The organism is Paraburkholderia mimosarum LMG 23256 = NBRC 106338 (assembly GCF_000739815.1).
GTDB classification, from domain to species: domain Bacteria; phylum Pseudomonadota; class Gammaproteobacteria; order Burkholderiales; family Burkholderiaceae; genus Paraburkholderia; species Paraburkholderia mimosarum.
In genome coordinates this window covers 1-14803 of sequence record NZ_BBJJ01000110.1, presented here as the reverse complement: position 1 = coordinate 14803, position 14803 = coordinate 1, and the positions used below count along the sequence as shown (strand labels likewise).

Genomic DNA, 14803 nt, shown 5'->3' with positions numbered 1-14803 from the left:
ACTGGTGACGACCATCCGCCCGGTCTCGACGAAGCCGGGTACCGATGGTGATCGCTTTGATGTGTGGGAGATCGGCGCATCCGACCTGCCTCCATTTGGCTATATCCAGGCTCCCGTGAAGACGATTTCCGTCGAAGGCCATACCGTACAGGCAAAGCAGTATCTGATGCCTTATGACATCGTGCTGATTGTCAAAGGCAGCGTCGGAAAGCTAGGAATCGTCCCGAGGGACGTGCCTCCGCCTGGACCCGGCGGGTGGGTCGCAGGCGTATCGGCGATTGTCTTGCGAGCCGATCGGGAAGACGTGGAGCCTCGCGCGCTCGCGCTTCAGCTGCGTTCTCCGTTGGGGCAGGCCTTGCTTCACAGCATTGTGTCTGGTGGGACGACCATCCGGATGATCAACCTGCATGAGTTGACCCGTCTTGCCGTCTGGCTGCCGCCTTTGGCAGAGGCACATGCAGCGGCCCAGGCGCTCGAAGAGGAAGCACGGATCCAGCAAGAAATTAACCGGCTATCCCGTCTGCAAGGTGAAGTTGCGGCAGGGCTCTGGATACTCGACTGAGTCACATTCAATAAGCCATCAATGATCGATGACATCAAGTAGACCCTCGCTACCCGACGCAGGACGGTATCGGGAGCGCGGCAAAAGCGTGATTCGACTGCCTACTTTCCAACACATGTCGAGCAAACGGTGGTTTTCTAGACACGTCAAGAATGCTTATCGCGGACTAGCTCAACGGCATTCGTCAGGTTAACATTCCCGTCAAGTTTTCAACGTCCTGGTTGTGTCAATGAATCAGCGAATCGGCTATGCGCGGGTCTCTACGGAAGACCCGCATCTGGACCTGCAGCGCGACGCGCTCCAGCAGGCCGGTTGCCGCGTCGTCTATGAGGAAGCGGCGAGCGGCAAGAACGCTGGCCGCCCGGAGCTTGAGCAGTGCCGGAAGGCACTGCGCCCCGGCGATACGCTGGTGGTGTGGCGGCTGGATCGTCTCGGCCGCAGCCTGCCTGACCTCGTGCAGATCGTGGCCGAGTTGGAGCGCACGGGGATTGGTTTTGAGAGCCTGACCGAGAAGATCGAAACGAACAGCGCGGCAGGCAAGCTGGTCTTCCATGTTTTCGCTGCCCTTGCGGAGTTTGAGCGCAGCCTGATTCGTGAGCGCACCCTTGGCGGGCTCGCCGCAGCGCGTGCCAGAGGCCGCTCAGGGGGGCGCAAGCCCAAGCTGGGAGAGACGCAGGTACGGGAGATCAAAGCGCTGCTGCGCGACCCAGACATCCAGGTGGCGGACGTGGCGCGGCGTTACGGCGTTTCTCGAACCACGCTTTACAAGCATGTCGGCGTCATCGCCCCGCGTCATCCATGACCCCTGTCACGCTTTGCCGATCTCAAGGAACCTAAAGAATGCTGCCTCGGAGAACACATTGAGCATCGAAAAAACCCTATTCGCCGCCGCCGACAAGATGCGTGGTGCGATGGACGCTGGGGAATACAAGCACATTGCGCTTGGCCTGCTGTTCCTGCGCTACGTCTCCGAAGCCTTTGTGCGGCGGCATCAGCTGATTGCCGAGGAGGGCGGCGATCCTGAAGACCGCGACGAGTATCTGGCCGAAAACACCTTCTTCGTGCCGCCTTCGGCGCGTTGGTCCGCGCTCGCAGCCCGGTCGAAGGATGCACGGATCGGCGTGATGATTGATGACGCAATGCGCGAGATCGAAGCGGAGAATCCCAGTCTCAAAGGCGCTCTGCCCAAGGTGTTTGGTCGCGAGAGCATCGATCGCGCCATGCTATCGGGCCTGATCGACCTGTTCTCGAACCTCAAGCTCGATGGTACCCGTGCCGATTTCGACCTGATCGGCCGCATCTACGAATACTGCATTGGAGAATTTGCCAGTAGCGAGGGAAAGCGCGGCGGCGAGTTCTACACCCCGAAATCCGTGGTCGACACGCTAATCGAGATGATCGAGCCGACTCGTGGACGCGTCTATGACCCCTGCTGCGGCACAGGCGGCTTCTTCGTCCAGTCGGAAAAGTTCATCGACGCCCACCAGGGGCGCACCGACGACATCGCCATCTACGGACAGGAGCGCAACCACACCACCTTCGGATTGGCCCGCATGAATCTAGCCATCCGTTCCATCTTCGCGGATATCCGCTGGAACTCCGAAGGCACGTTGCTGCGTGACGAATTCCCGGACGAACGCTTCGATTACATCCTCGCCAATCCACCGTTCAACATCTCGGATTGGTCGGGCAACCTACTGCGCGAGGATGCCCGCTGGCGCTTCGGTGCGCCGCCGGTGGGCAACGCCAACTTCGCATGGATCCAGCATATCCACGCGCATTTGTCCTCTACCGGTATCGGTGGGGTGGTGATGGCCAACGGCTCCATGTCCTCCATGGCGAGCGGCGAAGGTGAGATCCGGCAGGCTCTGGTACAGGGCGATGGGGTGGACTGCATGGTCGCGCTGCCGGGTCAGCTGTTCTACGGCACGCAGATCCCGGCCTGTCTGTGGATCTTGGCCAAAGATAAGTCGAACGGCATTGCCATGAACGAAAAGCTGCGCGATCGACGTGGCGAGGTGCTGTTCATCGACGCCCGAAAGATGGGTGCGCTGGTTCCCGGTTCGCGCAAGCAGAAGGAGCTGTCCGAGGCCGAGATCCATCGCATCGCCGCCACCTATCACGCCTGGCGGGGTGAGGCGCGCGAGGGCAGTTATGAAGATATCCCAGGCTTCTGCAAATCCGCGACGTTGGAGGAGATCGCCGCCCATAACTTCGTCCTTACGCCGGGCCGTTATGTCGGCGCAGGCGCGGCAGAGGAGGATGACGAACCCTTCGAAGAGAAGTTCGACCGCTTGTTGGGCATCCTGCGCGAGCAGTTCGCCGAGGGACGTAGGTTGGAGGCTGAGATCGAGGCGCAGCTTGAGAGGCTCGAGTTCGATGCTTGAGTTCTATTCGCTCCGCGAACTTCTTTCCTTGGTTGTTGATAATCGAGGTAGAACCTGCCCGACGTCGGATACCGGGCTACCTCTGATCGCAACAAATTGCGTCAAAAACAGTACGCTCTATCCAGTTTTCGAGAAGGTCCGCTATGTCGATAGCGAAACCTATGCGAATTGGTTTCGTGCTCATCCGCAGCCTGGTGACCTGATTTTTGTGCTCAAAGGGTCGCCGGGGCAAGTTTGCCTGACGCCAGATCCCGTAAATTTCTGCATTGCGCAGGATATGGTTGCGTTACGCGCTAACAGCGATCTCATAGACCCTTCTTACCTTTTCGCCGCTCTTCGCTCCCCACAAATTCAAGACTCAATCTCGAATTTGCATGTTGGATCGATGATCGCCCATTTCAAAAAAGGTGATTTCGACCGGCTTAAGATTCCTGTGCCGAATAGAGCGGTACAGCAAGAGATCGGCAAAGTTTATTTGCGGATCTCCGAAAAAATTGAGCACAACAACAATACGGCGGCGACTCTGGAAGAGATGATGCGGGCGCTCTATTGCTCGTGGTTCGTGGATTTCGACCCGGTACGCGCCCGCGCTGAGGGCCTCCCGCCGGCTCATATGGACGCCGGCACCGTCGCACTCTTCCCCGACGGCTTCGGCGAGGATGGGCTGCCGGTTGGTTGGCAGCGACGGCCTCTTATTGCTCAAGCCGAATGGGTTAACGGCGCAGCATATAAGAATATGCATTTCAGCGCTGATGTGGATGCGCTTCCGATTGTAAAGATTGCAGAGCTGAAAGCTGGCATTACCCGCGGAACTCGCTTTACGACTACCGACCTAGGCGCGCGGTACAGGATCGACCGCGGAGAACTCCTCTACTCTTGGTCCGGGAACCCTGACACATCAATCGATGCATTCGTATGGTGGCTCGGGCCAGCCTGGCTAAATCAGCATATTTTTGCTGTTCGTGAGAACGGCTCGATGTCTCTGGCCATGCTTTTTACGATGCTAAAGCATTTCAATCCTGCGTTAGCAGAGATTGCACGGAACAAGCAGACAACCGGGCTAGGGCACATTACCAGAAAGGACATGGAGACATTCTTAGTCACCATTCCTACACCTAAGGTGCTTGAGGCTTTCGAGCGAATTTTAGGCCCTTTGTACCGCAGATATTGCGAAACACTTTACGAAACAGAGAGCCTCGCCACGCTGCGCGACACGCTGCTGCCCCGCCTAATGTCCGGAGAGCTTCGCGTAGGTGCTGCGCGCGATATGGTCGAGGAGGTCGTCTGATGTTCCGTGCCGACTGCCTTGTGAATGGGGGCAAAGACTAATGGCCTGGATCAGCGAGGCGCAGCTTGAAACGCACTTCATGGGGAGCCTCGCGCCGCTCGGCTACACGCTGACGCACGGAGCTGATGTCTCGCCCGAGGTGAAAGACCCGCTGCGGGCCAGCTTCCGCGAGACGATCCTGGCCCTGGCGCTGGTAGAAAGCCTGGCACGCCTGAACCCCGATGTGCCGAAAAAAGCCTTAGAGGATGCGGCGCGGCGGGTGACTGATAGCGTCTTTACCTCGGACACCGTGCAGGAAAATCGGCGGCTGCATGATCTGATGGTTCATGGTGTGCCGGTGACGTTCTTCCGAGACGGCGAGGAACGCAATGCCCGCGTGCAACTGGTCGACTGGTCCAATGCGGTGAATGACTGGCGCGCCGTGCGGCAGTTTGATGTCGTCGGCAAGACGGCGCGTATCCCCGATGTAGTGCTGTTCCTTAATGGCCTGCCGCTGGTGGTGGTAGAGCTGAAAGGGGTGGCTGGGGCAGATATCAAGGCCGCCTGGAACCAAATCGACACCTACCGCGCCGATATCCCGGACCTGTTCCGCACCAATCTGCTGACTGTGATCTCGGACGGGCTACAAGCGCGCTACGGCTCGCTGTCGGCGGGTTTCGACCGCTACATGAGCTGGCGCACGGTGGACGGCACAGCGCTGGTGCCGAAGGGCTCGGAGCTGGAGCTTTCGACGCTCACGAAAGGGCTGCTGGCGCCGCAAGTACTACTCGACATGCTGCGCTGGTTCGTGGTGTTCGAGGATGAGGGCAAGGGGCCAATCAAGAAGATCGCCGGTTATCACCAGTTCCACGCGGTGCGAAAGGCTTGTGAGACGATCTTGAGTGCTCGCGCGGGAGACGGTAAGGGCGGCGTCATCTGGCACACGCAGGGCTCTGGCAAGAGCTTGCTGATGACGTTCCTGTCTGGCCGCGTGATGCACCACCCGGCGATGGAGAATCCGACGCTGCTGGTGCTGACCGATCGCAACGATCTGGACAACCAGCTTTTCGCGACGTTCGCCCGCTGCAAGGATTTGCTGGGCGAGGAGCCGGTGCAAGCCGACAGCACCGAGGACCTACGACGCCTGTTGGACCGCAATGTCGGCGGCATCATTTTCTCCACCATCCAGAAATTTCGCCCCGAAACGGGCGAGACCTTCCCGGAGCTGACCGCGCGTTCCAATGTCGTGGTGTTGGTGGATGAGGCGCATCGGACGCAATACGGGTTCGAGGCCAAGCTGAACAAGGAAACGGGCGAGATTCGCCACGGCCTTGCCTATCAGCTTCGCAAGGCCTTGCCGAATGCGGTCTATGTTGCCTTCACGGGCACGCCGGTTGAGCTGGTGGGCGCTGATACGCGCGGTGTGTTCGGCGACTATATCGACGTGTATGACATCGCGCAGGCGGTCTCAGACGGCGCGACAGTGGCGATCTACTACGAAGCGCGGGTCGCGAAAATCACGCTCGACGATGACATCGCATCAACGCTGGACGACGACTTCAACGAGGCGACCGAAATGCTGGCCGAGGACCAGGCCAGCGCGACCGCGAAGAAATGGGCGCGGGTCGAGGCACTCGTAGGTGCGGATAATCGTCTCGATACGGTGGTGCAGGACATCCTCACCCATTTTGACGCACGGTTGGAGGCGATGGACGGCAAGGCGATGATCGTCTGCATGAGCCGCCGCATCTGCGCCGAGGTCTATGACCGTATCGTCGCTGCACGGCCCGACTGGGGCGGCGAAACGGACGATACGGGCAGCGTCAAGGTGGTAATGACGGGTTCAGCGACAGACCCGGCGAGTTTGCAGCCCCACATCCGCTCCAAGACCCGGCAGGAGGCCATCCGCAATCGGTTCAAGAATCCGGCTGACCCGCTGAAACTGGTTATCGTGCGTGATATGTGGCTCACGGGCTTTGATGCGCCGTGCATGCATACGCTCTATGTCGACAAGCCGATGAAGGGACACGGCCTGATGCAGGCCATCGCCCGCGTGAATCGCGTGTTCCGAGATAAGCCTGCGGGTCTCGTGGTGGACTATATCGGCATCGCTGCCGAGCTGAAGGCCGCCTTGGCGCATTACTCGCAGACCGACCAGGCCCAGACTGGCATTGATGAGGCGGAGGCGGTCGCAGCCTTTCTGGACGCATTGGACGTGGCGCGAACGCATTTCCACGGTTTCGACTATGGAGTAGCCCTGCGTGGCACGCCAGGCGAGCGCCTGGCTGTGCTTCCGGGCGCGATCGAGCATGTTCTGGCCCAATATCGCGACAGCGATGCCGGACCAAAGCGGTTTCACGACGCCGTCGCGGCGCTGGTGAAGGCGTACAAGTTGGCCTCTGGCAGCCCGCAAGCGACCGAACACGCGGAAGAGGTGGCGTTCTTTGCCGCCGTTCGCTCAAGTCTTGGTAAGTTGGATGTGGGCGGCGGCCGCAATGATGATGGCACTGATTTCGCGATCCAGCAGTTGGTCAACAATGCCGTGGCGTCGACAGAGGTTGTCGATATCTTGGAGGCCTGCGGCTTCGACCGACCCGACATTAGCGTGTTGTCGGATGCTTTCATGCTCGAACTCCAGAATATGCAGCACCGCAATCTTGCGGTGGAGGCACTGAAAAAGCTACTGAACGGCGAGATCAAGGCGCGCACACGCACGAACGTGGTGCAGCAGGAGGCGTTTTCATCCCGACTGGAAGAAGCGATCGCCCGTTATCACAACAGAAGTGTGGATGCACTCCAGATCCTCCAGGAGTTGATCGCGCTTGCCAAAGACCTGCGCAATGAGCCCGAGGACGGCCTGAATGCGGCCGAGCGGGCCTTCTACGACGCCTTGGCTCAGAGCGAAAGCGCAGTGCAGGTGATGAGCAATCAGGAGCTCAGGGTCATCGCCACGGAATTAGTGACGACCGTCCGCAACAATTCGGGGGTGGACTGGTGGAAGCGGGAAAATGTCCGCGCCAAGATGCGGGTTGCGATCAAGCGCATCTTGCATCGGCATGGTTATCCGCCAGATCTGGCTTCGGAAGCGGTGAAACTGGTATTGCGTCAAGCTGAAGCTTTAGCTGTGGCCTGATTCGAATTTCAATATCTTAATGGTCGAAATCTAACACTTGTACCGATTTCGATCGACGGCGAAGCGATGGTGATGCGATGGATTCTTGCTTGGCGGCTTTTAACCGGAAGATTGGCAAAACTGCCGTTCCTGGGCGCGAGGCCGCCCGATTTCCGCTATTCCGCGACCCTTGGCGCGGTCCGAGAAGTGGCTGTTCAGGCAGCGCTCCGGATGAAATTATTAGCTTCTTGTCGGACGCGTTAGCGCTTCATGCCGGCAAGCAGTTTTCCTAAACGGGGTTGGGGGAATATCACGTTGACCTTGCATACCTGTCCGCCGCCAGCGGGCGCGATTAAGCGTTGGCTCAAGGGTTATCCGAGCGACGTCGACCATTACGGCCATCTTCTTCTGGAGCAGGATTGCGACTGCGACGACGCGCTTATCGCTGACCTCGTCGGCTATTTCGAATCCGCTCATGCCGACGCGCGCGCATATTTCCATGAGCAGATGGGGATTGACCTTCATCCCGACGCGGGCGCTGAGGGCGCCTATGTGACCTATCCCACCTGCCTGCCCTCGATCACGCGGCGCGGACTGTTCGGCGAGGTCATGGCCGGCATGCTTACCGAGCATTACGATTATATCGGCGGCTACGATTGGAAGATCCCGGTATTCCTGTTTCGATACCATGAAGATGCCGAAGCCTATCTGTTCGCACTTGCGCGTGACGAGGAGCGCAAGCGCGAGGTCTATGGCCGCCGCGGATCGGATTTTCTCGCGCTTGCGTTGAACGAGGCAGGCGAGGTGATCCGGTTCATCGCCGGCGAAGCGAAATGGCGCAAAAAGCTTCAGCCTTCCGTCGTCGCCGAGCTCATGTACGGCAAAAAGAAGAAGAACCCGGTTACCGACGAGCTCGAGCATGACGGGAAGGGTATCTGGCATCAGGTCAACCGCGATATTCCAGCGCCACACGGCCTGCGGCAGTTGCAGCGGCTGCTGCGTGAGATCGATCCTGAGGGTTATTCGGCAGCCATAGCCACACTCGACAGGGTATTGGTGGTGAAGGAAGCGCAACCGCTGCCACGCACCAACCTCATCCTGATCTCAGGTGGCGACGTGCCGAGCCGGAAGGCGAAGCATTCGCTCATCCCGTGGGAGGAGGTGCCAGACGACTACACGGCGCCGCACGATCTTCAGGTGGTCGAACTTATCCTCTGCGATGGCGACGACGTCATCGATGGCGTTTATGACGCGCTCTGGAGCGCCTGATGCCGGCTCATGATCCGCTTCGCCTCGAGATCGCCGATGGTGCCCGGATTGGACTCGCGCTCGAGAACGAGCTTTCCGCCAATCAGGCCCGCTCCTACGTACGCTGCCTACAGGTCGGCTGGCAGGTCGATACGATCCGCTGGAACCGCGCGGATTCCGAGGGACAGCTCGCGGACGCACGCAGCCTGTTGCAGGCCGCCGAAGTCTTCGCCGAGATCGAAGGCCATGACGCACCGCGCGCGATCGACTGTTACCGGCGTGCCGGCGAAATCCTCGAATGGCTGGCGCGGTCGAACGACGGGACCAAGACCCTGGCGCCGATCGAACTCCTCGCAGGCGCGGCGTTTCAGCTCGGCGGCCTCCCGGCTATGGCATCTGGGCTGCTCGGCCAGCTCAATCTCGAGGAGGCTGGTCCAGCACTGTTCGCCGCGTTCCTGAAGGCGGACTTCGACGAAGTCCTCACCCTCGCTATGGCGTTTTGGAAACAGTATCCCGACCTGACCGTGGAGGACGCTTCGCGGCGGATTCTCGAGGAGGAGAAGGACGACCGGCTTGTTTGGTATTTCACGGTCGAGTTGGTGCGCGCGCTCGGACTTTTCGCGGACTCGGTGCGGCGCGGGGATGATGCGCGGCTCGCAAAGGCCTCTGCTAAGCTGAAGGCACTAGACGCGATGGCTGTGCGAACCTTCAGCGACGACGTTTCTCTGCTAGTCACGCTGCTGCGACAGGTAGGCTCGCGTTTCGCCGATGCCAGCATCTACCGTTCGGTGCGAGCGCTCGGCGAACTCAATGTCGAACGCATGCCGCGCATGCTGGCGTTTGCACGCGACCAGTTCGCGCGAGGACGGGGCATTCTCTGGTCGTCGCAGCGCGCCGGGCTCAACCGGCTGCTCGAGAACACCTCTTTCGCACTCTGCACTCCGACCGGCTCGGGCAAGACGCTGGTCGCCAATCTCGGATTGGTAAAGGAGCTGCTGCTGCGCGACCATGGGAAGGTCGTCCCGCTCGCGCTATATCTCGTGCCATCGCGCGCACTGGCCGGGGAGGTCGAAGCCAAGCTCACTGCCGAGCTTGGCCACGATCTCGTCATTACCGGCCTTTATGGCGGTGCCGATTGGGGGATCACCGACTATTGGCTGAACGCCGATCGCCCGGCCGTGCTCATCGCCACCGTCGAGAAGGCCGATGCGCTGATGCGCTATCTGGCGCCGCTGCTACTCAGCCGCTTGCGGCTGCTGATCGTCGACGAGGCGCATCAAGTTCTGCCCGAGGACACTGAGAACGGCCGAAGCGCCTTCGCGGACCATAGCAGCCGTGCGCTGCGGCTCGAGAGCCTCGTGGCGCGATTGCTCACCCAGGCGCCCGACATTGTCCGCATTGCGTTGACCGCGGTCGCCGGCGGCGCGGCGGGGCCGGTTGCGCGGTGGATGGAAGGGCAGGCCGACGCGCAGGCGATCGGGACGCGTTACCGCAGTACGCGGCAGGTGATCGGCGTGCTCGAGACTGCGCCGCAACGCCGCTGCACGATGCTGCTCGAGCTAATGAATGGCCGGCCGCTCTACGTTCAGGGGCGGGACGATCCCGTCTATCTCAATCTCACCACCCCGCCGATGCCACAGCTGCCCGCCTCGATGCGCAGCAGTCTCAACCGCTTTAACCAGGTCACGGTGCTGTGGACCGCGCTCCATCTCACCACAGCCAATCGCCGCATCCTTATTTCGCTTGCGCAGGAGCCCGAGCAGACGATGGGCTGGTATGCGCAGGCCTTCGCATTGCCGGCCTGGCAGCAATTGCCGGCATTCCAGCCGCCCGAAGGGAGGCGAGGCGACTTGTTCGCCGAGACACGCGCGGCCTGCGTCGATTATTGTGGGCCGGACTCCTATGAGGTGAAGCTGCTCGAGCGCGGGGTCGCAACCAGTCACGGCCAGATGCCGCAGCGCCTGCGTCGCCTGATGGTCGCACTTATCGACGAGAAGATCTGCCCGATCACCGTCGCCACCGCGACACTGACTGAGGGAGTTAATCTTCCGTTCGACATCATCTTCGTCACGTCGCTCAAGCGCAGCGCCTATGACAATGTCCGCCAGCGCCCGATCATCACGCCGTTCACACCGGCAGAGTTTCGAAATCTTGCCGGGCGGGCGGGGCGGCCCGGGGCAACCGAAGGCATGGAAGGGTTGACACTCGTCGCTCTGCCGAGCTCGATCGCCACCACAGCAAACGGGCAGAAGCAGACCCAGCGCGACCAGATGGCAGCGCTCAAGGATGACTATGATGCGCTGCGAGAAAATCTGAGGCTCGATGAACTAGCAGGGGATGCGACGCTGAGCCCTCTCGCGATGCTGCTTCAGGAGCTGCGCGAGAAGGCCCAAGTGTATTTCGGTCACGTCACAGATGAGGCCTTTCTGAACTGGCTCGATCAGGTTGAGGTCGAGGACGTCAGCGGCGACGTCGGCGCCGGTGCCACCGATGGTTTTTCGCGCCTCGCTGATACCGTCGACGAGCTCGATGCATTTGTGATGACCGCGCTTGAGGAATTGAGTCTGCTCGACGATGGGCTCGATGGTGCGGCCGCCGAGGCGAAGTTGGCGTCGCTCTGGCAAAAGACCTTCACCGTGGCAGCGGCGGCACAAGAGGCCTGGCTCGAACAGGCAGTCGTGCGGCGCGGCCGCGCGATCGTCGAGACCATCTATCCCGATGCCGAAGAGCGCCGACGACTCTATCAATATGGCTTCTCGCCGTATGTCGGCCGCCGGTTCGAGGCGATCGCCCCCGCCATTGCCGAACAGCTTGCTGAGGCGACCGATTACGGCATCGAAAGCGCGGCCGAGCGGCTCGCCCGGTTCGCGGCGCTAGGCGAGCTGCTCAAGGACGATCGCGGATTCGGGTTCCGGGTGCGCGATACCGTTACCGACCAGAACATCCTCGAAAACTGGACCGATGTGCTCGGCTGGTGGATGCGCGGGCCGGATGCGGTTGCTCCGAACGCGGACGGTCTGCGCGCTCGGCAACGCTTCGTCGCAGACAATTTGGAATTTCGCCTTGGTGTCGCGCTCGGAGCAGTCGTCGCGCAGAAATGGACCGCAGGCGCAGGCGACCCGCTGGCCGTGCCATCGCTCGCCGCATGGAAGGCGACGACGGCCCTTCCCTGGTTCGGTTTCTGGGTGCGCGAGCTGCTGCGGTGGGGTACGCTCGATCCATTCGTCGCCTTTGCTCTGGCCCAAGGGCGCGCCAAGACGCGCGATGAAGCGGAGGGGTTGCGCGTCGCTTTCGATGAGTGGCTGGAGGGCGAGATTGATGATCCGAGGGCCGAAGATCTAATCGACCCGCAGCGTTTCCTGGCTTGGGAAAAGAGCCTCCCGGTCCGCGAGCCCGAGCGCACCGAGCCCGTGCAGGAGCGGGCCGAGCTTACCGGCACGACGGGTGCCAGGAGGATCTACAATGTGCTTCCGGTGGCTGGCGATGAGGAAGTGCTTTGGGTCGACGCGGCGGGATATGAGCTCGCGCGATCGGTCGATGACCTAGGCTTATATGGCGCAAGCGACATCGCACATGACTACGTCCTTGAAACCGGGGGACGGGCCACGGTGCGCCGCGTGTTTGCCCGCTCACACCGCCGCTAAGTGGCGGCATCTGGCAAGACGAGCCAGGTCTTGCGGCAACGGGTAACACCTCTCGGATGGCGCGAGGCTTTCGAACGACAGCTATCCGGTGAATGCTGCTGAAATCCTGTCGGTCCGCAATCGGCCAGCTCTCCCCATGAAACAGGCCCCCACGAACGGCGGCTTTCGTGAAAATGGCGGGCGGACTTTGAACGGTCGACATTAGGGCGGCAACCGACGCTGCGTCCGCAGGTCCCATGTGTCATATTTTGACGATTAGGTTGAGCGTGCAGTTGACCGATCGTTTGCTAGCACACGCATGACCGGTTCTGGTGGCCAAGGCGTTCGACGGCAGTTCTAGGAGCATGCGTGCTCTGCACGCTGCTATGGGATCAAGACAGCTTCCTTGCTAGATCCTCTGCGCGCGGGTGGTAGTAGCGCATCAACATGCGAGGGTCTCTGTGCCCTGTTATTTTCGTTAGTTCGTGCATGGGGAATATCGACGCCAAGCGAGAAGTCGCCTCGTGCCGCAAGTCGTGAAAGCGGAGGTCGGTCAGAAACTTGCCATCTGGCTTCAGTTTTGCTGCCCAGCACTCATCGAGATAAATCTTGCGAGCGCGTGTCACTGCGCGCTCGAAGGCTCGGGTAACGGCGTCGCCGCGAATCCCGAATACGAGGTCGGCATCGTTTTCGTCGTCTTCGGTCGGATTAACCTTGGCGTCGCGCGAGTCCTTCAACGTTTGGAGCACTGCAACGGCACGCGAAGACATAGGCACGTCGCGTGCGTTTCCGTTCTTTGTCGCCGGGAGATGTGCGACTCTACGTTTCAGATCCACGTACTTCCATTGCAGTGACACAATCTCCCCCCGCCGCATGGCCGTCTCGACAGCCAGCCAGATGATCGCGGGCAGCAGCGCCGAATTGCTGGCAGTTATAACGCGCTCAAGCTCGCCATCCTGTGCGCCGCGTTCTGAATCGGGATCACGGTCATCCTGAGGCTCTGAGGCCGCTTCGCCGGCAGAGCCAATCCGCCGCGTCCGCGCGTTATTGGGCTGGGGCTTCCGGACCAGCTCAACTGGATTTGACAAGCTTTCCATGCCCCATTCCTTTCGGGCGACATTGAAGACGTGCGAAAGAACAGCTAGTCGGCGTAGTACCGTCGCAGGTTTATACTCCTTTAACCAAACGTCCCGAAGCTTCGCCACATCAGCACTCCGGATCGTAGATAAAGGCCGTTTCGCCAAGTCGACGGCCTTGTAGGTCTTGATGACGGATGATTCCTGTGCCGATCCCTTTTTTGCTAGGGAGATCTCTTCTTCATAACGCGATAGCGCCTCATAGAGCGTGGTCGTTTCGGCCTCACTGCGGCTGACCCATACACCACGTGACATTTCCGATTCAATCATATTGGCCCAGGCTTCTGCCTCAGCCTTCGTGGTAAACGTTTTGCTTTGCGCTGGGTAGCCGCGTCGGCGGACCTGCGCCTCCCATTGGTACTGCCCGCGCTTACGGATGGTTGGCATTTCTCGATTCTCGCTCGAACTGGGTGTGGCAAGATTGTGGCAAATAATCGAAAATATCGCCACAGGCACCGTATTTATTGAGGGTGTTTTTACATTCGCAATGCGAAGGTCGGGAGTTCGATCCTCCTCCGCCCACCAATAGAATCAAGGGCTTAGCTGATGGCTAGGCCCTTTTTCTTTGGTAGATTCGATTTATTGCGCCAATTTTGCGCCACTCGGGCTATCGGAGGCTGGGCGCAGCACTCGAGGAGCAGTGAATGGCATCTATCACCCGCCGAGGCGATCTTCAGTGGCAGGCTCGCGTTCGCCGCAAGAGCTACCCCGTACAGATCAAGACCTTCAATACGCGAGCGGAAGCGGAGGCTTGGGCACGACAGATCGAGTCTGAGATTGATCGCGGCGTCTTCGTCAGTCGAGCCGAAGCAGAATCAACCACATTAGCCGAAGCGCTCGATAGGTACGACCGCGAAATCGCCTCCTCCAAGAAGGGATATGCCCAGGAAGCCTCGCTGCTGCGCACTTGGAAGAGCACGGATATCGCGTCCAGACCGATGGCATCTGTACGGAGCGCTGACGTTGCAAAACTGAGGGACGATTGGCTGAAGCAGACCAATTCCCCGCTCAAGCCGGCCAGTGTGCTTCGGCGCCTTGCCGTCCTGTCCCATGTCTTCAGCATCGCTCGAAAGGAATGGGGCATGGAAAGCCTGCTTAATCCCGTCGAGCTCGTACGCAAGCCACACGCCAACAATGCGCGCACCCGCCGAATTGCTGTTGCCGAAGCCGACACAGCGTCCGGCCGCCAAACGGAAGCGGGGGAGCTGGAGCGCGTCGTGGCCGCAAGTGGGTCGGATTTGCTACCTGCCATTATTTGGCTCGCCGTCGAAACGGCTATGCGACGCGGGGAAATCGTCGATCTCGTATGGGAGCACGTCGATCTGCGCCGACGGGTCGCACATCTCCCGGAGACCAAGAATGGGAATTCCAGGGACGTCCCCTTGTCGACACGCGCCGTCGAAGTGCTCAAGGCGCAACGAAAAGCTGCCAAGACGCGTAGCGACGATGACAGAGTCTTCCCGATCCG

Annotated in this window: 9 protein-coding genes; 8 read left to right on the top strand and 1 reads right to left on the bottom strand. The window is 60.3% G+C overall.

The window, feature by feature from the left end; translation table 11 throughout:
- The 7 genes from BMI01S_RS33760 to BMI01S_RS33730 form a co-directional block, all read left to right on the top strand.
- On the top strand, positions 1-562 hold a 562-nt coding region (locus BMI01S_RS33760), incomplete at its 5' end, for a restriction endonuclease subunit S (RefSeq protein WP_174480183.1).
- Between the two features lie 229 nt (positions 563-791).
- Positions 792-1364 (top strand): recombinase family protein, encoded by a 573-nt coding sequence (locus BMI01S_RS33755; RefSeq protein ID WP_028232683.1) that lies wholly within the window; start codon positions 792-794, stop codon positions 1362-1364.
- Positions 1333-2949 (top strand): type I restriction-modification system subunit M, encoded by a 1617-nt coding sequence (locus BMI01S_RS33750; RefSeq protein ID WP_081723590.1) that lies wholly within the window; start codon positions 1333-1335, stop codon positions 2947-2949. Before BMI01S_RS33755 ends, BMI01S_RS33750 begins: the two co-directional genes overlap by 32 nt.
- A complete protein-coding gene (locus BMI01S_RS33745) occupies positions 2942-4237 on the top strand; it encodes a restriction endonuclease subunit S (protein WP_063619628.1) in 1296 nt (431 codons plus the stop codon). The genes BMI01S_RS33750 and BMI01S_RS33745 overlap by 8 nt, the downstream gene beginning before the upstream one ends.
- Before the next feature lie 40 nt (positions 4238-4277).
- Positions 4278-7349, top strand: a complete 3072-nt coding sequence (locus BMI01S_RS33740) for a type I restriction endonuclease subunit R (protein ID WP_028232682.1) — start codon at positions 4278-4280, stop codon at positions 7347-7349.
- 294 nt (positions 7350-7643) lie between these two features.
- The gene (locus BMI01S_RS33735) at positions 7644-8597 is read left to right on the top strand and encodes a hypothetical protein (RefSeq protein ID WP_208461028.1); all 954 of its coding nucleotides are present in this window, start codon (positions 7644-7646) and stop codon (positions 8595-8597) included.
- A complete protein-coding gene (locus tag BMI01S_RS33730; protein ID WP_028232680.1) occupies positions 8597-12220 on the top strand; it encodes a DEAD/DEAH box helicase in 3624 nt (1207 codons plus the stop codon). Before BMI01S_RS33735 ends, BMI01S_RS33730 begins: the two co-directional genes overlap by 1 nt.
- Before the next feature lie 371 nt (positions 12221-12591).
- Here BMI01S_RS33730 and BMI01S_RS33725 read toward each other — a convergent pair whose 3' ends face one another.
- Positions 12592-13722: a site-specific integrase gene (locus BMI01S_RS33725; protein WP_028232679.1), complete on the bottom strand. Its 1131-nt coding sequence runs from the start codon at positions 13720-13722 to the stop codon at positions 12592-12594.
- A 257-nt stretch (positions 13723-13979) separates the two neighbouring features.
- Between BMI01S_RS33725 and BMI01S_RS33720 the strand changes: the two genes are divergently transcribed.
- A partial coding sequence (locus BMI01S_RS33720) for a tyrosine-type recombinase/integrase (protein ID WP_042292246.1) occupies positions 13980-14803 on the top strand: 824 nt, incomplete at its 3' end.